The sequence below is a fragment of the Streptomyces sp. CB02400 genome, assembly GCF_001905725.1.
Classification (GTDB): Bacteria; Actinomycetota; Actinomycetes; order Streptomycetales; family Streptomycetaceae; genus Streptomyces; species Streptomyces atrovirens.
The window spans coordinates 117,032-138,652 of sequence record NZ_LIWB01000011.1 but is presented as its reverse complement, the minus strand read 5'-3'; the positions used below and the strand labels follow the sequence as shown (position 1 = coordinate 138,652).

General features: G+C 72.7%; 17 protein-coding genes and 1 pseudogene. 4 read left to right on the top strand and 14 right to left on the bottom strand.

Features of this window, described 5'->3' with window-relative positions; all coding sequences use genetic code 11:
* Nucleotides 1–130: 130 nt before the first annotated feature.
* Nucleotides 131–2,227 (bottom strand): SpoIIE family protein phosphatase, encoded by a 2,097-nt coding sequence (locus AMK33_RS25150; protein ID WP_073935219.1) that lies wholly within the window; start codon nt 2,225–2,227, stop codon nt 131–133.
* A 146-nt stretch (nt 2,228–2,373) separates the two neighbouring features.
* Here AMK33_RS25150 and AMK33_RS25145 point away from each other — a divergent pair, with 146 nt between their 5' ends.
* A complete protein-coding gene (locus tag AMK33_RS25145; protein WP_073935218.1) occupies nt 2,374–3,795 on the top strand; it encodes a lipase maturation factor family protein in 1,422 nt (473 codons plus the stop codon).
* Here AMK33_RS25145 and AMK33_RS25140 read toward each other — a convergent pair.
* Genes AMK33_RS25140 through AMK33_RS25125 form a run of 4 tightly spaced genes read right to left on the bottom strand, consistent with a single transcriptional unit; the run spans nt 3,783 to nt 7,742 of the window.
* Nucleotides 3,783–4,625 (bottom strand): amidohydrolase family protein, encoded by an 843-nt coding sequence (locus AMK33_RS25140; protein WP_073935217.1) that lies wholly within the window; start codon nt 4,623–4,625, stop codon nt 3,783–3,785. The two genes, AMK33_RS25145 and AMK33_RS25140, sit on opposite strands and share 13 nt — an antisense overlap.
* Nucleotides 4,622–5,602, bottom strand: a complete 981-nt coding sequence (locus AMK33_RS25135; RefSeq protein WP_073935216.1) for an aldo/keto reductase — start codon at nt 5,600–5,602, stop codon at nt 4,622–4,624. Before AMK33_RS25135 ends, AMK33_RS25140 begins: the two co-directional genes overlap by 4 nt.
* Nucleotides 5,599–6,354: an SDR family NAD(P)-dependent oxidoreductase gene (locus AMK33_RS25130; protein ID WP_073935215.1), complete on the bottom strand. Its 756-nt coding sequence runs from the start codon at nt 6,352–6,354 to the stop codon at nt 5,599–5,601. The genes AMK33_RS25135 and AMK33_RS25130 overlap by 4 nt, the downstream gene beginning before the upstream one ends.
* Nucleotides 6,351–7,742 (bottom strand): L-fuconate dehydratase, encoded by a 1,392-nt coding sequence (locus AMK33_RS25125; protein WP_073935214.1) that lies wholly within the window; start codon nt 7,740–7,742, stop codon nt 6,351–6,353. The genes AMK33_RS25130 and AMK33_RS25125 overlap by 4 nt, the downstream gene beginning before the upstream one ends.
* Before the next feature lie 122 nt (nt 7,743–7,864).
* On the opposite strand from AMK33_RS25125, the gene AMK33_RS25120 reads away from it, so the two are divergent.
* Nucleotides 7,865–8,566: a FadR/GntR family transcriptional regulator gene (locus tag AMK33_RS25120; RefSeq protein ID WP_073935213.1), complete on the top strand. Its 702-nt coding sequence runs from the start codon at nt 7,865–7,867 to the stop codon at nt 8,564–8,566.
* A 5-nt stretch (nt 8,567–8,571) separates the two neighbouring features.
* Here the strand turns inward: AMK33_RS25120 and AMK33_RS25115 are convergent, their stop codons facing one another.
* Nucleotides 8,572–11,592, bottom strand: coding sequence for an alpha-mannosidase (locus AMK33_RS25115; RefSeq protein ID WP_073935212.1), 3,021 nt, complete (start codon nt 11,590–11,592; stop codon nt 8,572–8,574).
* Between the two features lie 82 nt (nt 11,593–11,674).
* On the bottom strand, nt 11,675–12,109 hold the full coding sequence (locus tag AMK33_RS25110) for a DUF3291 domain-containing protein (RefSeq protein ID WP_073935211.1): 435 nt from the start codon (nt 12,107–12,109) through the stop codon (nt 11,675–11,677).
* Nucleotides 12,110–12,193: 84 nt separating this feature from the next.
* On the opposite strand from AMK33_RS25110, the gene AMK33_RS25105 reads away from it, so the two are divergent.
* Nucleotides 12,194–12,859: a MerR family transcriptional regulator gene (locus AMK33_RS25105; protein WP_073935210.1), complete on the top strand. Its 666-nt coding sequence runs from the start codon at nt 12,194–12,196 to the stop codon at nt 12,857–12,859.
* Nucleotides 12,860–13,066: 207 nt separating this feature from the next.
* Nucleotides 13,067–13,462, top strand: coding sequence for a VOC family protein (locus AMK33_RS25100; RefSeq protein ID WP_073935209.1), 396 nt, complete (start codon nt 13,067–13,069; stop codon nt 13,460–13,462).
* Between the two features lie 29 nt (nt 13,463–13,491).
* Here AMK33_RS25100 and AMK33_RS41645 read toward each other — a convergent pair whose 3' ends face one another.
* The 7 genes and pseudogenes from AMK33_RS41645 to AMK33_RS25070 form a co-directional block, all read right to left on the bottom strand.
* A complete protein-coding gene (locus tag AMK33_RS41645; RefSeq protein WP_107425205.1) occupies nt 13,492–13,665 on the bottom strand; it encodes a hypothetical protein in 174 nt (57 codons plus the stop codon).
* A gap of 628 nt (nt 13,666–14,293) precedes the next feature.
* Complete coding sequence (locus AMK33_RS25095; protein ID WP_073935208.1) at nt 14,294–15,787, bottom strand: SDR family NAD(P)-dependent oxidoreductase; 1,494 nt, start codon at nt 15,785–15,787, stop codon at nt 14,294–14,296.
* A 104-nt stretch (nt 15,788–15,891) separates the two neighbouring features.
* On the bottom strand, nt 15,892–17,319 hold the full coding sequence (locus AMK33_RS25090) for a wax ester/triacylglycerol synthase family O-acyltransferase (RefSeq protein ID WP_073935207.1): 1,428 nt from the start codon (nt 17,317–17,319) through the stop codon (nt 15,892–15,894).
* Between the two features lie 252 nt (nt 17,320–17,571).
* Nucleotides 17,572–18,207 (bottom strand): annotated as a pseudogene (locus AMK33_RS40555) (glycoside hydrolase family 2); the annotation flags it as partial.
* A 174-nt stretch (nt 18,208–18,381) separates the two neighbouring features.
* Nucleotides 18,382–19,602 carry a glucose-1-phosphate adenylyltransferase gene (glgC, locus tag AMK33_RS25080; RefSeq protein ID WP_073935205.1) on the bottom strand — a complete coding sequence of 407 codons (1,221 nt, stop codon included), beginning with the start codon at nt 19,600–19,602 and terminating at the stop codon, nt 18,382–18,384.
* Nucleotides 19,603–19,653: 51 nt separating this feature from the next.
* Nucleotides 19,654–20,805, bottom strand: a complete 1,152-nt coding sequence (glgA, locus tag AMK33_RS25075) for a glycogen synthase (protein ID WP_073935204.1) — start codon at nt 20,803–20,805, stop codon at nt 19,654–19,656.
* A 38-nt stretch (nt 20,806–20,843) separates the two neighbouring features.
* Nucleotides 20,844–21,599 carry a (2Fe-2S)-binding protein gene (locus tag AMK33_RS25070; protein ID WP_235618193.1) on the bottom strand — a complete coding sequence of 252 codons (756 nt, stop codon included), beginning with the start codon at nt 21,597–21,599 and terminating at the stop codon, nt 20,844–20,846.
* Between the last annotated feature and the right edge of the window lie 22 nt (nt 21,600–21,621).

Sequence of the window (21,621 nt, the reverse complement as noted above, 5' to 3'; positions counted from 1 at the left end):
ATCTCCGAAGCCGCGTCGTCGGCGCCGCGGCGCCCGCGCGTGCTCAGGCCGGGTCGGGATCCTTCACCACCACGGCGCTCGCGGGTACTCAAACCGGGTCGGGATCCTTCACCACGGCGCCCGCGCGTACTCAAACCGGGTCGGGATCCTTCGCCACCACGAACTCGCTCCACACGCACTTGCCGCCGCCGCGTGCCTCCACGCCCCAGACGTCCGTGAGCGTCTCGATCAGGAGCAGGCCCCGCCCGGAGACGCCCGACTCGCCCGCCTCCCGGCGGCGCGGCAGGGCGCTGGAGGAGTCCTCGACCTCCACCCGCACACGCCGCTCGCTGCCGGTGAGGGCCCGCAGGGTGACGACCGCGGAGCCCTCGGTGTGCATCAGCACGTTGGTGATCATCTCGTCGGCGACCAGCTCGATCTCGTCGGCCCGCTCCCCCGCGCCCCAGGCACCCGCCGCCGTACGGATCATGCGCCGGGTCTCGGCGAGCGCCTCCGGATCGCCGGGCGTCACCCGCTGCTTGAGCCGGCCGCCGGGCCGCGCGCCGTCCAGGGCGCGGCGGCGCAGCAGGAGCAGCGCCACGTCGTCGCCGCCGCCGCGTTCCCCGGCCACGTCGATGAGCCGGTCGGCGAGGTCGCGTACGTCGTCGGGTCCGGCGGCGACCAGCGCCGAGAGGGTCTCCATGCCGTCGTCGAGGTCGGCGCCGGGCTGCTCGACCAGGCCGTCGGTGCACAGCAGCAGGGTGTCGCCGGGATCGAGCTCCATCGTGCCGACCGGGTAGTCGAGCCGCCCGAACTCCGCGGACAGGCCGAGCGGCAGCCCGCCAGGGACGAGGACGCGCCGGCAGGAGCCGTCGGTGCGGCGCACCAGCGGGTCGAGGTGGCCGGCCCGGACCACCTGGAGCACACCGGTGGACAGGTCGGCCTCGGCGTAGAGGCAGGTCGCGGACCGGTCGGTGTCGAGTTCGTCCAGGAAGACGGAGGCGCGGGCCATCACGGTGGCCGGCGGGTGGCCCTCGGCCGCGTAGGCGCGCAGCACGATGCGCAGCTGGCCCATGACGGCGGCGGCGTGCGTGTCGTGGCCCTGGACGTCGCCGATGACGGCGCCCACCCGGCCTCCCGGCAGCGGGATCAGGTCGTACCAGTCGCCGCCGATGTCCCGGCCGAGGGAGCCGCCGATGGTGGCGGCGCGGTAGCGCACGGCGAGGTCGGCGCCGGGCACGCTGGGGATGGTGCGCGGCAGCATGGCCTGCTGCAGCCCCTGGGCGAGGTCCATCTCCTGCTCGTAGAACATCGCGCGCTGCAGGCTCTGGGAGATGCTGCTGCCCAGGGCGACGAGGATGTTGCGCTCCTCGGCGGTGAAGCCGCGCCGGTCGCTGTAGAGCAGCCCCATCGCGCCGATGGGACGGGCCTGGACGATCAGCGGCAGATAGGCCGCCGAGGTGATGTTCAGCCCGGTGATGCCCTGCCACAGCCTCGGATAGCGCTCGGCGAACTCCTCCGGGGAGTCGATGAAGCACGGGCTGAGGGTGCGCACCGCCTCGCTCATCGGGTACGGCTCATCGATCCCGGTGACGTCGGTGCCCGGTACGAAGCTGCCCGCGGGGCCCTCCGCGATGAGCCGGATCCTGCCCGCCTCGACCAGACCCATCACGAGGCTGGTCGCACCCAGATGGGTGAGGCCGTGGGTGTCCTTGAGGACGTCGATGACGTCCTGCACGGTGCGGGCGTGGGCGAGGGCGGCGGTGGTGAGCTGGACGACGTTGGTCTGCTGTCGGCGTATGTCCTCCTGGGTGGCCTGCTCGCGTCTGGCCTCGCTGTCGCGGAGTTCCTGGGTGGCGTCCCGGACGATGCCGATGATGCGGCGGGGCCGGCCTGACTCGTCCCGGCGGATGTAGCCCTGGGTGTGGGTCCAGCGCAGGGAGCCGTCGCGGCGGCGGACGCGGAAGTAGGCGCCGTAGTTCTCGTGGCCGGCCTTCAGTGCCTGCGACACGGTGGTGTCCAGGCGCAGGGCCTCGCCGGACGGGACCCGGCTGCCCAGGGTCTCGGGGTGGTCGTCGTACTCGTCGGGGCGCATGTCGAAGATCTCGTGCGCCTGGGCGTCCATCTGCATCACCCCGGCGTCCAGGTCCCAGTCGAAACTGCCCATGCGGTTGAGCGCCAGGATCGGATCCGGGTGGTCCGGCCAGTCGTCCGGGAGAGACAGGGGGCTCGCTCCCCGATCAGCCATGGGCCCACCTTGCCAGGGTTCACGCGATTCTTCGACCGCTGGGAGCCGTCCGCGCGCCTCTCGCCCGCGGGTTGCGCGGCCCGCCCAGTGGTATACGGAGAGTCACGGAGGTGTCGGCGGGACGAGGCAGGAGGGAGCGTACGGCCGTGGAGTGGTTCACCGCGTCCGAGTACTGGCTGAGCCGGCTGGTCTTCCAGCGGGCGCTGGCCGGGCTGTATCTGGTCGCGTTCCTGGCGGCGGCGCTGCAGTTCCGCGCGCTGATCGGGGAGCGCGGCATGCTGCCGGTGCCGCGTTTCGTGGAGCGGGTGCCGTTCAGGAGGTCGCCGAGCCTGTTCCACTGGCACTACTCGGACCGGTTCTTCGCGGGGTGCGCCTGGACGGGCTGCGCGGTGTCGGCGGCGCTGCTGGCGGGGCTGGACTCGCTGCTTCCGCTGTGGGGAGGGATGCTGCTGTGGCTGGTGCCGTGGGCGCTGTACCTGTCGGTCGTCAATGTCGGGCAGACCTGGTACTCGTTCGGCTGGGAGTCGCTGCTCCTCGAGGTCGGGTTCCTGGCCGTGTTCCTCGGCAACGACGAGGTGGCGCCGCCGGTCGTGGTGCTGTTCCTGCTGCGGTGGATCCTGTTCCGGGTGGAGTTCGGCGCGGGGCTGATCAAGATGCGCGGCGACGAGTGCTGGCGGAAGCTGACCTGTCTGGACCACCATCACGAGACCCAGCCGATGCCGGGGCCGCTGAGCTGGTTCTTCCACCATCTGCCGAAGCCGCTGCACCGCGTCGAGGTGGCGGCGAACCACGTCACCCAGCTCGTCGTGCCGTTCCTGCTGTTCGCCCCGCAGCCGGTCGCCACGGCCGCCGCCTCGCTGATGATCGTCACCCAGCTCTGGCTGGTGCTGTCCGGCAACTTCGCGTGGCTGAACTGGATCACGATCGTGCTGGCCCTGCCCGCGGTCGCGTTCCCCGCCGATCCGCCCGCGGTGCCCGACGCTCCGCTGTGGTACGTGGTCGTCGTCCTCGCGGTGTGCGCGCTGCTGCTCGGCCTCGGCTACCGGCCGGTGCGCAACATGCTCTCCCGCCGCCAGGTGATGAACCGCTCCTTCGACCCGCTGCACCTGGTCAACACCTACGGGGCGTTCGGCAGCGTCAGCCGGATCCGGTACGAGGTGGTCGTGGAGGGGACGGCGGACGAGGTGCCCCGGAAGGACGCCGGCTGGCGGGAGTACGAGTTCAAGGGCAAGCCGGGTGATCCGCGGCGCTGGCCGCGGCAGTTCGCGCCGTACCATCTGCGGCTCGACTGGCTGATGTGGTTCGCCGCGCTGTCGCCCGCGTACGCGGGTCCGTGGTTCGGCGCGCTGGTGGAGCGGCTGCTGGAGGGCGACCGGGACACGCTGAGGCTGCTGCGCCGCTCCCCGTTCCCCGCGGACGCGCCGCCCCGGCACATCCGCGCCCGCCTCTTCCGCTACCGCTACACGACGTGGCGGGAGCTGCGGGAGACGGGCGCGTGCTGGGAGCGGACGTATGTGCGGGAGTTCCTGCCGCCGACCCGGCTGACGGGGCCGGCTCAGAGGCCGTAGACGCGGGTGGCGGTGGTCCCGAAGAGCTGACGGCGTCCGGTGGCGTCGAGGCCCCCGGTCAGCGCCCGCGCGGTGGCGAGGACGTCGCCGTACGCCGCCGCGAGGGTGCAGACCGGCCAGTCCGAGCCGAACATCAGCCGGCCGGGGCCGAAGGCGTCCAGCACGACGTCGGCGTACGGGCGCAGGTCGTCGACGGTCCAGGAGTCCCGGTCGGCCTCGGTGACCAGGCCGGAGAGCTTGCACACCGTGTTGGGCAGTGCGGCCAGGGCGCGGACGCCGGACGCCCAGGGTTCGAGCGTGCCCGAGGCGACGGGCGGCTTGCCCAGGTGGTCCAGGACGAAGGTGAGCCGTGGCAGCGACCCGGCCGCCGCCACGCAGGCCGGCAACTGGTGGGGCAGGACGACCAGGTCGTAGACCAGGCCCGCGTCGGCGACGGCGGCGAGTCCGCGCCGTACGTCCGGGCGCAGCAGCCACTCGGGGTCGGGTTCGCCCTGGACCTGGTGGCGGATGCCCTTCAGATACCGTCCGCCGGGCAGTTCCCGCAGCCGGGCCAGCTCGTCGGCGGTGTCGGGGCGGGTGAGGTCGGTCCAGCCGACGACCCCGGCGACCGGCTCGTGGGCCTCGGCGAGCGCCAGCAGCTCGGGGGTCTCCTCGGCGACCGTGACGGTCTGCACCAGGACGGTACGGCCGACACCGGCCGCGCTCGCCTCGGGCGCGAGGTCGTCCAGAGTGAAGTTCCGCCGCAGCGGGCGGAGTTCGGGGCCGGTGATCCAGTCCTGGTCGCGGACGGACAGGTCCCAGACGTGGTGGTGCGCGTCGACGACGTTCACGTCGGCTCCCCTTCGGGCGGCAGCAGACCGGTGTCGCGCAGTTCCCGCCAGAGGGAGTCGGGGACCGGGGCGGCGAACTGGTCGGCGCAGTCGTGGACTTCGGCGGCCGAGCGGGGACCGACCAGTACGCTCGCGACCGCCGGATGGGCGGCGCAGAAGGCCAGTGCGGCGGCGCGCAGGGTGGTGCCGTGCCGTTCGGCGGCCTCCTTCAGCCGCAGGGCGCGATCCAGCAACTCGGCGGGCGCGCGGGTGTAGTTGTACGTCGCGCCCGGTCTCGGGTCCGCGAGCAGCCCGGAGTTGAAGGCACCGCCGATGACGACCGATCTGCCGTGTTCCCGGGCGGCGGGCAGCAGGTCGGTCAGGGCGCTCTGGTCGAGCAGGGTGTGGCGGCCGGCGCACAGGACGACGTCGACGTCGGTGTCGCGGACGAAGCGGGTGAGCATCGCGGTCTGGTTCATGCCGGCGCCGATCGCCCCGACGACCCCCTCCGAGCGGAGCCGCTCCAGGGCCGGATAGCCCTCGCGGAAGGCCTGTTCGGCGTGGTCGTCGGGGTCGTGGAGGTAGACGACGTCGACACGGTCCAGGCCGAGGCGTTCCAGGCTCGCCTCCAGGGTGCGGCGTACGCCGTCGGCGCTGAAGTCCCAGACGCGGCGGTGGGTGGCGGGGACGGCGAAGCCGTGGGCGAGGTCGTCGCCGCCGGTGTGCGCGACGGGTTCGAGGCGGCGGCCCACCTTCGTGGACACCGTGTACGCGTCCCGCGGGTGCTCCCGCAGGGCCGCGCCGAGGCGGCGTTCGGCCAGGCCGAGGCCGTAGTGCGGGGCGGTGTCGAAGGAGCGGATGCCGCGCTGCCAGGCGGCCCGCACCGTCTCGTGCGCCGCCTCCTCGCCGACCTCGGTGTACAGGTTGCCGATGCCGGAGGCGCCGAAGGCCAGGGCGGTGACCTCGACGCGGCTGCGGCCGAGCCGGCGGGGGTTCACCGGTTCTCCGGGCGCGGCCGCAGTCCCTGCATGCCGCCGTCGACGGCGAGGGCCGTGCCGGTGGTGGCGCCGGACAGCGGGCTCGCCAGGTAGGCGACGGCGCCCGCGACCTCGGCAGCCGAGACCAGGCGGCCGGTGGGCTGGCGGGCCTCCAGGGCGGCGCGTTCGGCGGCCGGGTCGTCGGCCGCGTCCAGCAGCCGGCCGATCCAGGGGGTGTCGACGGTGCCCGGGTTGACGCAGTTGACGCGGATGCCCTCGCGGACGTGGTCGGCGGCCATGGCGAGGGTGAGGGAGTACACGGCGCCCTTGGTGGCGCTGTACAGGGCCCGCTGCGGCAGCCCTGCGGTGGCGGCGATGGAGCAGGTGTTGACGATCGCCGCGTGCGCGGAGGCGCGCAGGTGCGGCAGGCAGGCGCGGGCGGTACGGACCATGCCGAGGACGTTGACGTCGAAGACGCGGTGCCATTCCTCGTCGGAGTTGGTCTCCACCGTGCCCCGGGCGCCGACGCCGGCGTTGTTGATCAGTACGTCGAGGCCGCCCAGGCCGTCGACGGCGGCGGCCACCGCCGCGCGCACCGAGGCGTCGTCGGTGACGTCGGCGCGGTGCCCGGTGAGGGGCTCGTCGACCGTCGACGGGTCGAGATCGAGGACGGCCACCCGGGCGCCGCGCTCGGCGAGGAGTTCCGCCGTGGCCCGGCCGATGCCGGAGGCGCCGCCGGTCACCAGGGCCGTCAGGCCCTCGAAGTCGCTCATACGGCCTGCTCCTTGTCCTTGTCCTTGTTCTTCCGTGTGTCCGGGTCGGCGGCCCAGAAGTCGCCGTCAGGGTAGGTGTAGCGCGCCAGGGACTCCGGTCGCACGGCGGCGGAGAAGCCCGGCGCGAGGGGTGCCGTGTAGTGGCCGTCGCGGATCACCACCGGGTCGAGGAAGTGGTCGTGCAGATGGTCGACGTACTCGATGACGCGGTCCTCGGTGGTGCCGGTGAGGGCCACGTAGTCGAACATCGAGAGGTGCTGGACGAGTTCGCACAGGCCGACCCCGCCGGCGTGCGGGCACACGGGGACGCCGTACTTGGCGGCGAGCAGCAGGATCGCCAGGTTCTCGGGGACCCCGCCGACGCGGGCCGCGTCGATCTGGACGATGTCGACGGCGCCGGCCTGGAGGAGCTGCTTGAAGACGATCCTGTTCTGCGCGTGCTCGCCGGTGGCCACCTTCACCGGGGCGACGGCGCGGCGGATCGCCGCGTGACCGAGGATGTCGTCGGGGCTGGTGGGTTCCTCGATCCAGTACGGGTCGAACGCGGCGAGGGCCTTGGTCCAGCGGATCGCCTCGTCCACGTCCCAGCGCTGGTTGGCGTCGACCGCGATGCGCACGTCCGGTCCGACGACCGAGCGGGCCACCCGGCAGCGCCTCAGGTCGTCGTCGAGGTCGGCGCCGACCTTGAGCTTGATCTGCCGGAAGCCGTCGGCGACCGCCTGTGCGGCGAGCCGGGTGAGTTTCCCGTCGTCGTAGCCGAGCCAGCCGGGCGAGGTGGTGTAGGCGGGGTAGCCGCGCTCCAGCAGCAGGTCGGTGCGCTCCTCGGCGCCCTCCCGGCCCCGGCGCAGGAGGGCGAGGGCCTCTTCGGGGGTGAGGGCGTCGGTGAGGTGGCGGAAGTCGATCTGGCGGACCAGCCAGGCGGGGTCGGCTTCGGCGAGCAGCCGCCACAGCGGCTTCTCCGCGCGTTTGGCGGCCAGGTCCCAGAGGGCGTTGACGACGGCCCCGACCGCCATGTGCATCACGCCCTTCTCGGGTCCGAGCCAGCGGAGCTGGCTGTCGCCGGTCAGGTCGCGGTTCAGGAGGGAGGGGTCGGCGCAGAGTTCGTCGGCGGACCGTCCGACCACGTGGTCGCGGAGCGCCCGGATCGCGGCGACCTGGACGTCGTTTCCCCGCCCGATGGTGAAGGCGAACCCGTGCCCCTCGTGTCCGTCGGCGGCGTCGGTGCGCAGCACGACGTAGGCCGCCGAGTAGTCGGGGTCGGGGTTCATCGCGTCGGAGCCGTCGAGTTCGCGCGAGGTGGGGAACCGGACGTCGTAGGTGTCGACGGCGGTGATGCGGGCGGGTCGCGGGGGCACGGAGGACCTTTCGATGGGGGACGGAAATCGCATATTTATCAGACCACTTGCCGATGAGAACACCCTTTGGACGCACAGGCCCCGCCATCTGACCGGATTTGGTCCGACCACTTCCGTCGTTAGACTGCGGCGCATCCGGTGAGTGGAGGAGTGGCGTGGAGGAGACGGCCCCGCAGAAGGGCACGGTGACGCAGCGCGCCATCGAGCGGATCACGGCGATGATCCGCGAGGGTGAACTGGAGCCCGGCGAGCGGCTGCCCACCGAGCGGGAGTTCGCCGCCCGGCTGGGCATCTCCCGCAGTTCGATGCGGGAGGCGATCCGCGCGCTCACGGTGCTGGGAGTGGTCGAGGCCCGGCACGGCTCGGGCATCTACGTCACCCGGCTGGAGGCCGGGGACCTGCTGGAGACGTTCGGGGTGGTGGCGGATCTGTCCCGGGGGCGGCAACTGGTCGAACTGCTGGAGGTGCGCCGCGTCCTGGAGTCGAACGCGACAGCCCTGGCCGCCGCCCGGATCACCCCGGACCGGCTGGCCGAGGTCGAGAAGCACCTGGCGGCGATGAACGCCACCGACGATCCGGAGGAGATCCTCGCCCACGACCTGGCCTTCCACCGTGAGATCGCGGCGGCCGCCGGCAACGGGACGACGGCCGCGATCCTGGAGGGCCTGTCCTCGCGCACCTTCCGGGCCCGGGTCCGGCGCGGGTACCAGGAGGAGGGCGCCTTCGCCCGCACCCGGCGCGAACACGCCGCGATCCACCGCGCCCTGGCCGCCCGCGACCCGGAGGCGGCGCGGGCGGCGGCGGCCGCGCACGTGGGCGCGGTGGAGGAGTGGCTGCGCGCCCGGCTGGAGGACTGAGCCGGTCAGGCCCGCTTCAGCCGCAGCGTCATCAGCTGGAAGGGGCGCAGGCGTACGGTGATCCGGTCGCCGTCGAGCGGGGGCGCCTGGGTGTCCGCCAGCGGGCGTTCCAGCAGGTCGGTCACCTCGACGCCGGTGGCGGCGAAACCGGTGGTGAGCGTGGCGCGGGCGCGGGCGCCGTGGGCCTCGTGGAAGCGGACGACGACGTCACCGCTGCCGTCGTCGGCCAGTTTGACCGCCGTGATCACGACCGCGTCCCGGTCGGCCGTCACCAGCGGGGCGACCTCACCGGCCCCGGTGAGCCTCCGCTCGGGCAGATTGATCCGCCAGCCCTCGCGCACCGTGTCACCGATCGGCGCGCCCGGCACCAGCGCGTGCCGGAAGCGGTGCACGCCCTGGTCGGTCTCGGGGTCGGGGAAGCGCGGGGCGCGCAGCAGGGAGACGCGGACCGTGGTGGTCGTACCGCCGTCGCCGTCGGTGCGCACCGTACGGCTCACATCGTGGCCGTACGTCGAGTCGTTGACGACCGCCACGCCCCAGTCCGGCTCCTGGAGGTGGACGAAGCGGTGGTTGCACGCCTCGAACTTGGCGGCCTCCCAGGAGGTGTTGGTGTGGGTGGGCCGGAAGAAGTGCCCGAACTGCGTCTCGGACGCGTACCGTTCGGCGTGCAGGTCGAGCGGGAAGGCGAGCTTGAGGAACTTCTCCGTCTCGTGCCAGTCGATCTCGGTGTCCACCACGAGCCGCCGCTCCCCCGGCGGCAGCGTCAGCATCTGCGTGACCCGTGAGGCGCCGAAGGAGCGGACGATCCGCACCGAGGCGCCGTCCTCCCCTCGGGCGACCTCGTCCGCGTCGGTGAGATCGGTGACCGTGTTGCGGTAGAACTCGTCGACGTCCCAGGCGTCCCACATGTTCGGGAAGTCCGGGTGCAGTTGGAGGAGGTTGCCGGCCCGGCCGGGGGCGATGGTCTCGCGGTCGGCGTCGATGTCGTGGGCGGAGACCACCAGGCCCTGGGCGTCGATCTCCACCCGTAGCAGGCCGTTGTCGAGGACGTGACCGCCGCCGGGGCGCGCGTCGAGCGTCGTACGGCCCTCGACGACCGCCGGGCTCGCACCGCCGGCCGGGACACCCGCGCGGGTGTGCGGGGCGGCGTTGAAGACCAGCGGGACCGTCCCCTCACCGGCCAGGGCGCGCTGGGCGGAGTCGATGACGCCGTTCAGTTCGGCGGCGATGCGGGCGTAGGTGGCGCGGGCCTCGCGGTGCACCCAGGCGATGGAGGAGCCGGGCAGGATGTCGTGGAACTGGTGCAGCAGCACCGTCTTCCAGATCCGGTCCAACTCCTCGTAGGGGTAGGGGAATCCGGTGCGTACGGTGGCCGTGGCCGCCCACAGTTCGGCCTCGCGCAGCAGGTGCTCGCTGCGGCGGTTGCCCTGTTTGGTGCCGGCCTGGCTGGTGAGGGTGGCCCGGTGCAGTTCGAGGTACAGCTCTCCGACCCAGACGGGTGGTTCGGGGTACTCGGCCTCGGCCTTCGCGAAGAACGCGGACGGTGTCTCCCAGGTCACCGTCGCCGAACCCTCCAGGTCCCGCAGCCGGGCCGCCTTGGCGACCATCTCGCGGGTGGTGCCGCCGCCCCCGTCGCCCCATCCGGTGGGAGCGAGGGAGTGGCGGGCCGCGCCCTTGTCCTTGAAGTTGCGGACGGCATGGGCGATCTCGGCGCCCCTCATGGAGCAGTTGTAGGTGTCGACGGGCGGGAAGTGGGTGAAGATCCGGGTGCCGTCGACGCCTTCCCAGCGGAAGGTGTGGTGCGGGAAGCCGTTCGTCCGGGACCAGGAGATCTTCTGCGTCAGCAGGTACTTGGAGCCCGCCGCCTTGATGATCTGCGGCAGTCCGGCGGCGAAACCGAAGGTGTCCGGCAGCCAGACCTCGTCGTTCTCGACTCCGAACTCGTCGAGGAAGAACCGCTTGCCGTGCACGAACTGCCGGGCCATCGCCTCCGATCCGGGCATGTTGGTGTCCGACTCCACCCACATGCCGCCGGCCGGCACGAACCGCCCTTCGGCCACCGCCTTCTTCACCCGCGCCCACACCTCGGGCCGGTGCTCCTTCACCCACGCCCACTGCTGGGCCTGCGACATGGCGAACACGAACTCGGGTTCGTCGTCGAGCAGGGCCGTCATGCTGGCCGCCGTACGGGCGACCTTGCGCACGGTCTCGCGCAGCGGCCACAGCCACGCCGAGTCGATGTGCGCGTGGCCGACGGCGCTGACGCGGTGGGCGGAGGGGACGGCGGGGGCGGACAGCACCTCGGTGAGGCGTGCACGGGCCCGCTCCGCCGTGCTGTTCACGTCCTGGAGGTCGACGGCGTCCAGCGCCTTGTCCACCGCCCGCAGGATCTCCCAGCGGCGGGGCGAGTCGACCGGGAGTTCGGCCATCAGCTCGCCGAGCACCTCGAGGTCGATCACCAGCTGCCACACGTTCTCGTCGAACACGGCGAGATCCATACGGGCGAGGGTGTACTGCGGTGCGCTGCCCGCGGTCTCCTTGTCGCCGAGCGGGGTGGGCAGGAAGGGGTGGTACCCCAGAACGACGGGGTTGGAGGCGGCCTCGATGTGCAGGCACACCTCCTCCCCGCCCTCGGCGGGCGCGCCGACGCGCACCCACTGGTTGCGGGGGTTGAGGCCCTTCACGGGGGTGCCGTCGGGCCGGTGGACCAGGCCCTCGCACTGGAAGCCGGGCATGTTCTCGTCGAAGCCGAGGTCGAGAATCGCCTCCACGGTCCGCCCGGCCCAGGCCTCGGGCACGGTCCCGGTGACCCGGAACCAGCTGGTGCCCCAGGGCGCGCCCCAGCGGGCGCCCACCTCGACGGGCTCGGGTTCGGCCGCGAGGCCCTCGGCGACGGGCACGGGTTCGCCCGGGGCGTGCCACACCGCGACCTCGAGGGGCACGGACTCGGGGTACACGGCGGGGCGGATGCGCTCGTCGAGGACGCGCTTGAGGCGGGCTTCGGCCAGGGTGCGGTCGTCATGCATACGGGGCGCTCCATGGGTGCGGGCGGGTGGTCACCAGGGGTACCGATCCCCCGGCGCGCACCCGCTCGAACCAGGCCGCCGTTCAGTGGGCGGCGCCGTGCCCGTCCGGGGCACCGGCCTGTGCCTGTGCCTGTACCTCCAGGCGGCGCTTGGCGTCGTTCCAGTCGATCGGCAGCCCGTCGACGGGCACCTCCCAGAAGGTGAACGTCGAGTCGCGCATCGCCTCGCGCACGCCGGTCATGACGCTCTTGTGCGGTTCGGTCCGGGCGTAGGTGTAGAGCGCGTCCCGGCTCTCCCACGCGGACAGCGTGTAGAAGACCTTGCCGAACGGCCGGGCCTCCAGGGAGGCGCCGAGGGCGCCGGGTGCCTTGCGGACCTGGCCCCAGGCGGAGAGGGACTTCCAGAAGAAGCGCGGGACGTCCTTCAGCGACCGCACCTCGAAGCGGGAGGCCATGACGAAGGCGTGGGTGGTGTCGGGGCCCACCGGGTTCGGCGTGACCCAGGGAAGAGTAGGCACGGTAGTCTCGCCTCCATAGTTGGACAGTGACACTATCCATATTAGACAGTGACGCTATCCAATGCCAGGGGAAAGTGGGAGAACGTGAGAATCTCGGAGCTCAGCCGCCGCAGTGGGGTGCCCAACGCGACGATCAAGTACTACCTGCGCGAGGGGCTGCTGCCGCCCGGCCGGGCGACCGCGGCGACCCAGGCCGAGTACGACGAGACCCATCTCAGAAGACTCCGCCTGATCCGTGCGCTGACGGGGGTACGGGGCCTGTCCGTCGCCTCGGCCAAACAGGTCCTGGACGCCATGACCGAGCACCGGACCGACACGCATGAGCTGCTCGGCATCGCCTTCGGCATCCGGCCGCCCGACGGCGGCACACCGGGCGAGGACGAAGGCGAGGGTGCGGGTGAGGCCCTCACCGAGGCGAACCCCGAGGCCGCCGCCCTGGTCGACGCGATGGGCTGGTCGGTCTCCGCGCGGAACCCGGCCCGGCAGGTCATCGACGAGACGCTGCGGACCCTGCGCTCACTGGACGTCGAGTACGACTGGGAGGCGCTCCTCCCCTATGCCGAGCTCGCGGAACGGACGGCCCGGCACGACCTCGACAAGCTGGAGACGGTCACGGACCCGCTGGAGAAGGCCGAGCGGGCGGTGCTGCTGACGTTCCTCCTGGAACCGGCGCTGATGGCCCTGCGCCGGCTCGCCCAGGAGAACGAGTCGACCGCGCGCCACGGCGGGGACGAGCACACCTCGGCCTGACCGCGACGGCATTGCGGTGATCGATCGCGAGGGTCTAGGGTCGGCCGGGTGACTGCCGGGTCGGCCATGGGCCATTCACGTAAGGCGCTCCCGGCCTCGGTGTGAGGCCGGTGCGGGGCACGCCCCCGCTCGCGCGCGCCCGTGGCCCGCCTCTTCTCCGCGTGTTCCCTCCCATCACGGAAACCGACACCGGAGACGAATCCAGCCATGTCCGCAGTACAGCACGTCCAGTTGAACCACACCGCCGTCTACGCCAGTGACCGCCGGTACTCCGCCGAGTTCCTCGCCGGGATACTGGGCCTGGAGGTCGGCGCCCCGTTCGGCCCGTTCCTGCCGGTCGACCTGGGCAACGGCGTGACCCTCGACTACTACGAGAAGCGGGACGAGCCGGTCCAGGGCCAGCACTACGCGTTCCTGGTGCCCGAGGAGCGGTTCGATGCCATGATCGCGCGCCTGGAGGCGGCCGGGGTCACCTACTACGCGGACCCGAGCCACACCGAGCCCGGCAGGGTCAACGACCTCTTCGGCGGACGTGGCGCCTACTTCGACGACCCGGACGGCCACAACATGGAGATCATGACCCGGCCCTACGCCCGGCCGTAGCGACGGGGCGCGCCCGCCCGCACGTGCCGTCAGTCGACGCTGGGCAGGATGTGGGGCTCGGCGAGGTCGTCCTCGTAACCCGCGAGGCGGATCGGGGCCGAACGGGCCCACACGTCGAGACTGCCGAGCTCTCCCGGCCGGCGGGCGGCGCGCTCCGTGCGTTCCTCGGGGCGCTGATCGCTTTTCGTCTGCTCCGGTGTCACCGCGCACTCCTTATGTGTCGGTCACCCTCGGGACGTACTGCGTCGGCCCTGCGCCTGGCGTCCGACGTCCGCTCGGGTCTGAAAAGAAAACCGTTCGGACGCGGTGGCGCCGGCGACTCGAGGGAGAGCAGGCCGTTGTGAACCGGCTGGTCCCATGACGGACCGTGGGTGCGGGTAGAACCCTGAACTGCTGTCCGTCCGAATCAGAGTAACCAAATGAGCGGCCCCCCGCTCGATGGGGCTCAAAACTGACGGTAACAATCCCGCGTCGGACGGTGCTCAATAGACCGGAATATTCCCCTATTTCCGGATGAGCGCGACTGACTGTAGTCACCCGTCCGAAGTACATCGGCGTCGACGCTTCCGACCGGGCCGCGCGGCCGGAGGCGCGGTTCAGGTCCCGTCGGCCGGTACGCTGCCGCCCGGCGACGGCCCGCTCCCGGGAGGCCCGGCGCATGGAACCGCGCACCGCCGCGCCGCGGCCGGGCGAACCAGGGGCACGGGCCGGCCGCGCGGGGACGAGGAGGCCCGCGCCGTCAGCTTCGACGCCGGTGTCCTGGAGGACCGGCGCACCGTGCCGAAGCTGCCGGCGGCCCGCAGCTCCCGGCCGGCGGGCCGCCGGCCGCCCTCACCACCGGCCGGGCGCGTAGTCCTTCATGAAGACGCCGTACAGGTCCTCGCCCGCCTCGCCGCGCACGATCGGGTCGTAGACGCGGGCCGCGCCGTCGACCAGGTCGAGCGGGGCGTGGAAACCGGCGTCGGCGAGGCGCAGCTTGTCGAAGTGGGGGCGCTCGTCGGTGATCCAGCCGGTGTCGACCGAGGTCATCAGGATGCGGTCGGCGTCGAACATCTCCTGCGCGCTGGTCCGCGTCACCATGTTCATGGCCGCCTTGGCGGCGTTGGTGTTGGGGTGGCCCGCACCCTTGTAGCCGCGGTCGAACACGCCTTCCATCGCGGAGACGTTGACGACGTACGCGCGCCCCGTGGACGCGCGGCGCGCGGCCTCGGCCATCGCCGGACGCAACTTGCTGATCAGGATGAACGGCGCCGTGTAGTTGCACAGCTGGGTCTCCAGCAGCTCCACCGGGGAGATCTGCTCGATGGTCTGGACCCAGGTGTTGGTGTCGACGACGTCGGGGAGCAGGCCGCCCGCGTCGATGGCGGTGCCCTCACGGTGCCGGACCACGCTGGCGTTGCCCGCGACCAGGGCGAGGTCGGCCACCTTCTGCGCTTCGAGTCCGCTGACGCCGACGGGCAGCGCGGTCAGTCCGTCGACCGCGCCGGAGTTGAAGGCGCCGATGACGTGGTGGGCGGGCAGCTCACCGGCCGGCAGCGGGGCGCCCTCGCCCTCGACGAGCGCGGCGTACGCGGACGGCAGCCGACGTACGGTCTGGGTGGCGTTGTTGATCAGGATGTCGAGCGGGCCCTGCTCGGCGACCCGGTCGGCCAGCGCGACGGCCTGGGCGGGGTCGCGCAGGTCGATGCCGACGACCTCCAGGCGGTGCATCCACTCCGCGGAGTCGTCCATGGCCTTGAATCGGCGGATGGCGTCCTTGGGGAAGCGCGTGGTGATCGTGGTGTGGGCGCCGTCGCGCAGCAGCCGCAGCGCGATGTACATGCCGATCTTGGCGCGTCCGCCGGTGAGCAGCGCACGCTTGCCGGTGAGGTCCGCGCGGGCGTCGCGCCGGGCGCGGTTCTCCGCGGCGCAGTTCTGGCAGAGCTGGTGGTAGAAGTAGTCGACCTCGGTGTAGCGGGTCTTGCAGGTGTAGCAGGACCGGGGACGCTGGAGTATCCCCGCGATCTTGCCGGGCTCGACGCGGGAGGAGGGCAGGATGCCCTCGGTCTCGTCGTCGATGCGCTCGGCGGAGCCGGTGGCGGTGGCCTCCGTGACGGCCTTGTCGTGGGCGGTCTTGGCGGCCCGGCGCTCCTGGCGGCGGCGCTGCTTGACCGTGCGGTAGATGTGCGAGGTGGCCCGGCGGACCAGGATCGCGTCCGGGTGGTCGACGTCGAGTTCGTCGAGTTCCCGCAGCACGTCGAGGCAGACGGCCAGCCGCTCCGGGTCGATGCCGGGCCCGTGTGCCACCGCGTCCATGGCCTCGGGGCCGTCCTGTGTCACCGTCATCGCCGCTGCCGTTTCCCGCTCTGCTTCTCGCGGCGCTCCGTTCGCGCACGCTGTCGAACGGGGGATTTTACGGAGCGCCGGGCCGCAGCACCAAACCGGATACGTCAGTGATCGCAGACGGCGGTCAGCGTCGTCACCTCCTCGGTCAGCGCGCGGGCCAGCCGGTCGAGGTCCGGGACGGCCGCGCCGTCGGCGACCAGCCCGTAGTGGACGCGCCCGCGGTAGGTGGAGACCGCGACCGCGAGGGAGTGGCCGGGGGCCAGTGGCGCGAGCGGGAAGACGGCGCCGAGCGGGTCGCCGCCGAGCCGCAGACCGAAGCCGGGCAGCGGCACGCTGGTGACCAGGACGTCGAACCAGAGCCGGGCCGCCTGGCCGAGCAGCGGTCCGCCGAGCCGGTGGCCGAGCGGCGGCACGTGTTCGGCGAGCAGGGCGACGGCGCCCGCGCCCCGGTGCGGACCGGCGTCCTTGTTGCGGTCCATGGCGGTGCGCACCAGCGCGAGGCGGACGAGCGGGTCCCGCTGGTCGACGGGGAGCTGTATCAGGTACCCGGAGAGCCGGTTGCCCTGTGGGTGCGCGGTGCGCGGCCGGCGCCGGGAGACGGGGATGAGGGCGCGGGGCGCGACGCCCTCGCTGCCGTCGCCGCGCTCGTCGAGCCAGCGGCGCAGGGCGCCCGCGACGACCGCGATCAGTACGTCGTTGACGGTGCCGCCGGCGCTCTTGCGGATCCGGTGCACGTCGTCGAGGTCGACGACCGCGCCGGCGGTGCGGCGGGTGCCGCTGGGCGCGCAGGTCAGCGCGGGTGAGGAGCGCACGTCGAGGGTGGAGCGGGCGACGGCGGCGCCGATGTCCAGGGCCCGGCCGGCGTCGGACAGGGCGTCCCGGACGAGGCCGGGCACCTCGCGCACGTCCGGGAGGAGTCCGCGCGGGGGCTCGGCGGGGCGGGGCCGTGGTGCGGGGAGGTCCATCGGGTCCATCAGCGCGGCGGCGAGGGTGAGGGCGCGCAGCCCGTCGGCGAGCGCGTGGTGGAACTTGAACAGGACGGCGAAGGAGGTGCCGTCCTCCCCCGGCAGCACATGGGCCTCCCAGGGCGGCCGGGTGCGTTGCAGCTGGCGTCCCATGAGCCGTCCGGCGGCGGTGTGGAAGTCGGCGGCCGGGGGGTGCAGCCGTACGTGGTCGAGGGGGTCGAAGCCGGGGTCGGGTTCGCGGGCGGCGCCGCCGAAGGCGAGGGAGCGGCGCAGGGCGGAGGCGAGCGGCTGCCGCAGCGCGGCGGCCAGGGGCTCGCCGGGCGTCGGCCAGGTGCGTCGGAGCGCCGACAGCGGCCGCCGCAGGGTGAGCGGCTGCCAGGTGTCGCGGATGCGCATGCGCAGTCCGGGCACGGCGGCGGCCCGGGACGCCAGCAGATCGGCCGCGTGGGCCGCCGCGGAGGGCGAGCCGGCGGAGAAGACGCCGAGCGCCGCGAGGTGCATGGGATGACCGGCGGACTCGATGTTCCAGAACGCCAGGTCGAGAGGGGCGAGCGGATCTGCGGTCATGGGCGGGGCCTCGCGTCGACGACGGGAACGGATCAGCAGTCAATCGCTCCCGGCCGATTACGGTCAAGTACGATCTGGCTACACATAGTTAACAGCATGTGACGTCTCCGCCCCTCCCGCCGGTGCGGTGGAAGGGGCGGGACGGGAGTGACGGACGGGGCTACCGCGGCGCGATCACCGCCTCACGGGTGACGGACGCCACCCGGACGGGCGCGGCCCACCGGAGGAGGTTCGTCGCGCGGCGCCCTCCGCGGCCGGGCAGCCCGCGGGCTGTACCCGTGAGGCGTTCCGGATCAGGGCCTCGTGGGCGGCCTTCACCCGGGCCACGTCCGGCTTCATCACGCGCCGGTCGTAGGTGAGCGGACCGTTGAGCTCGCCCTCGACGTCCGTGATCTGGTGCAGACGGCGCCGTTGCCGCCCCGGCACACCAGCGCGCGCACCTCGTCGAGCTCGGTGAGGTGGTCCTCGGTGCAGGCCGCCGGGTCGACGTCGGCGTACGACTGCTGCACGGACCGGGCGTGTCCGGGCACCGCGGGACCGAGGCCGCCGTACTCGCCGCTGACCAGGGCACGCTTCCCGTCCGGGCCGGGCGGCAGCGCGGGGCTGGGGCGTCCGTGCTCGTCCATGATGTCGCCGGCGTTCCCGTCGGCTCCCAGGTCGAACCCGGACCGGTTGCTGACCAGCCGGCTGGGATCCCGGGCCTTGGCCTGTCCTGCTCGGGTTCTTCCCGGCCGTCATGGCGGGCACGTCCTGCCACGCCGGCAGTCCGAGCCGGTCGGCCCAGCAGAACCAGCGGTCCGGTTCGACCTTGATGTGCTCGCGCACGGAACTGAAGCCGAGCCGCTTGTGCGCCTTCAGGCCGTGGATCTCCACCGGATCGTCCTCCGCCGCGGTCGCGGCCGGGACTGCCGCGGTGAGTCCGGTGACTCCCAGCGCGGCGGCCAGCAGAAGCGCGAACCGGTCCTGGGCCGTCTGATGCGCACGGGTTCCGTCATTCGTCCAAGGACATGACAAAGGCCCCTGCGGGCGGAGGCGGTTTCCAGGGGCCTCTCCCTTTCGTCCCTAGGGCACGAGCTGTCCCTTGCCGAGCGCGATCACCCCGCTCTTGGACACCGTGTACAGCTCGGCGTCCCGCTCCGGGTTGACGCCGATCGTGGCGCCCGGCGGCACCTCGACGTTCTTGTCGAGCACGGCGCCGCGCACCACCGCGCCCCGGCCGACGTGCACGTTGTCGTGCAGCACCGAGCCCTGCACCACCGCACCCGGGTCGACCACCACGCCCGGCGACAGCACGGACCGGGTGACCTGGCCCCGGATGAGGCAGCCGGCGCTGATGATCGACTCGCTCGCCATGCCGCCCGCGTTGAAGCGGGCCGGGGAGAGCTGGCCGGAGTGGGTGTAGACGGGCCACTGCCGGTTGTAGAGGTTGAACGCGGGGCGCTCGGCGATCAGGTCCATGTGCGCCTCGTAGTACGCGTCCAGCGTGCCGACGTCCCGCCAGTAGCCCTGGTCGCGGCTGGTCTCGCCGGGCACGTGGTTGGCACTGAAGTCGTACAGCGCGGCCTCGCCCCGCTCGGTGAGCTGGGGCAGGATCGAACCGCCCATGTCGTGCACCGAGTTCTCGTCCTCGGCGTCCCGGTGCAGGGCCTCGATGAGCGCCTTGGTGGTGAAGACGTAGTTGCCCATGGAGGCGAACACGCACTCGGGGTCGTCGGCCAGTCCGGGCGGGTCGGCGGGCTTCTCCAGGAAGCGGTCCACGGACTGTCCGTCCGAGCCCGGCGTGATCACACCGAAGGCGGAGGACTCCGAGCGCGGCACCCGTATCCCCGCCACCGTGACCCCGGCCCCGCTCTCGATGTGCTGGGCGAGCATCTGGCGCGGGTCCATGCGGTACACGTGATCGGCGCCGAACACGGCCACGTACTCCGGCCGTTCGTCGTAGACCAGGTTCAGCGACTGCAGGATCGCGTCGGCGCTGCCCAGGTACCAGCGCGGGCCGAGGCGCTGCTGGGCGGGGACCGGGGTGACGTAGTTGCCGAGCAGGCTGGACATCCGCCAGGTGGTGGTGATGTGCCGGTCCAGCGAGTGCGACTTGTACTGCGTGAGCACGCAGACGCGCAGGATGTCGCCGTTGACCAGGTTGGACAGCACGAAGTCGACCAGGCGGTACGTGCCGCCGAAGGTGACCGCCGGTTTGGCGCGGTCCGCCGTGAGGGGCATCAGGCGCTTGCCCTCGCCGCCCGCGAGCACGATTCCCAGGACCGAAGGACCTCCACGACGCACGGCCGCTCCCCTCACGCCGAATTTTCCCAACACTGCCCCGGACGGGCGGGACTAAGCCTGTTCGAGGATCTCCTCGTAGAGCCCGGCCGTACGGCGGGCCACCGCGCCCCAGCCGAACTCCGAGACCGCGCGCTCCCGGCCCGCCTCGCCCATCCGCCGTGCCGCCTCCGGATCGCCGAGGACCGAGTCGAGCGCCCGTGTGAGGCCCGCCTCGAAGTCGTCGTCCGCGTCCACGAGTACCCCGGTGTCGCCGTCCGCCACGACCTCGGGAATCCCGCCGACCCGGGAGGCGACCACGGCGGTGCCGCACGCCATGGCCTCCAGGTTGACGATGCCGAGCGGCTCGTACACCGAGGGGCAGGCGAACACGGCGGCGTGCGTCAGGAGCTGGATCACCTCGGGCCGCGGCAGCATCCGCGGGATCCAGTGCACGCCCTCGCGGACCCGGCTCAGCTCCTCGTACAGCTCGCGGAACTCCCGGTCGATCTCGGGCGTGTCCGGGGCGCCGGCGCACAGCACGACCTGCGCGGCCGGGTCGATGCCGCGCACCGCCCGCAGCAGCTGGGGCACGCCCTTCTGCCGGGTGATCCGGCCGACGAACAGCACGTACGGGCGGGAGCGGTCGAGGCCGATCCGGTCCAGGGCGTCGGTGCCGGGGTCGGGGCGGTACAGGTCCGTGTCGATGCCGTTGTGCACGACGTGCACGCGGGCGGGGTCCAGCGCCGGGTAGGAGGCGAGGATGTCGTCGCGCATGGCGCCGGAGACGGCGATCACCCCGTCGGCCGCCTCGACGGCGGTGCGCTCGGCCCAGCTCGACAGGTCGTAGCCGCCGCCGAGCTGCTCGGCCTTCCAGGGGCGCAGGGGCTCCAGGGAATGGGCGGTCATCACGTGCGGGATGCCGTACAGCAGCTTGGCGAGGTGGCCGCCGAGGTTGGCGTACCAGGTGTGGGAGTGGACGAGGTCGCGGCCCTGGAGGGCGGCGGCCATGGCGAGGTCCACGGAGAAGGTGCGCAGCGCGTCGTTGGCGCCGTCGAGCGCGCTCCAGGGGCGGTGGCGCAGCACGCCGTCCGTCCCGCCCTCGCCCCAGCAGTGCACCTCCAGGTCCACCAGGGGCCGCAGTTCCCGGGCGAGGAACTCCACATGGACTCCCGCGCCGCCGTACACGTCCGGGGGGTACTCCCGTGTCAGCAGTCCCACTCGCACCCGTGAACCCCCTGTCTGAGCGGACGTTCCCTTCATGGTCACCCAGATGGGGCGCGTGGGGAAGAGCGGGGCGGCCGTGCGAGGCAGCAGTCGCCGCAGACGCCCCCGCCGGGCACCCGGTAGTACAGACAGCAGCTGCGGCGCCGGAAGGCGGTGCCCGTGAGGGTTCCGGTCCCGGCGAGCAGGGGGTGCGCGAGGAGTTCGGCCGCCAGGAGGCGGGCGCGGGCGGTGACGTCCGTACGGCCGTGGCGGCGCCCCCAGCGGTCCAGTTCCCGGGCGGCGCCCGCGAGCGCGGAGGCGGCGTTGCCGCGCAGCAGGCCCGGTGCGAGGCGGTGGCGGGAGCGCAGGGCCGCGGCGAGGGGTTCGAGGTGGCCGTGCAGTACCAGCTCCGCGACCGTCGCCGCGTCGCCGGGCAGCGGCCGTACCTCCGTCAGCCACAGGTCGTCGGGGGCGCTGCCCTCGGGGTCCCAGCGCAGCAGCGGCGGGGCGAGGTCGGGGACGGCGCCGTACAGGGCGGCGGAGCCGAGGGCCACGGACCACAGGCGGGCGGCGAGCCCCTGCTGGGCCACCGACGCGGCGACCCGCGCCTCGGGGGTGCGCAGGGCACCGGCGACCCTGCGCACCCGCGAGGTCAGGAAGTCGCCCTGAACATCCGGGGGTCGGGGTCCGTATGCCTGGGCGAGCGTGGGCAGGCAGCGGTCGGCCACTCCCACCGTGCGCAGTACGAAGAAACCACCGAGGCGGTGAAGGGCGGTGAGAGACGGGTCGAGGTCCACGACGTGCAGTAGTACCAAGGCCCCTAGGGGTGGCGACCAG

Excerpts from the sequence above, each read along its gene's own strand:
- AMK33_RS25150 (WP_073935219.1), bottom strand. The coding sequence starts at position 2,227 with ATGGCTGATCGGGGAGCGAGCCCCCTGTCTCTCCCGGACGACTGGCCG.
- AMK33_RS25130 (WP_073935215.1), bottom strand. The coding sequence starts at position 6,354 with ATGAGCGACTTCGAGGGCCTGACGGCCCTGGTGACCGGCGGCGCCTCC.
- AMK33_RS25125 (WP_073935214.1), bottom strand. The coding sequence starts at position 7,742 with ATGCGATTTCCGTCCCCCATCGAAAGGTCCTCCGTGCCCCCGCGACCC.
- AMK33_RS25115 (WP_073935212.1), bottom strand. The coding sequence starts at position 11,592 with ATGCATGACGACCGCACCCTGGCCGAAGCCCGCCTCAAGCGCGTCCTC.
- AMK33_RS25100 (WP_073935209.1), top strand. The coding sequence starts at position 13,067 with ATGTCCGCAGTACAGCACGTCCAGTTGAACCACACCGCCGTCTACGCC.
- AMK33_RS25095 (WP_073935208.1), bottom strand. The coding sequence starts at position 15,787 with ATGACGGTGACACAGGACGGCCCCGAGGCCATGGACGCGGTGGCACAC.
- AMK33_RS25090 (WP_073935207.1), bottom strand. The coding sequence starts at position 17,319 with ATGACCGCAGATCCGCTCGCCCCTCTCGACCTGGCGTTCTGGAACATC.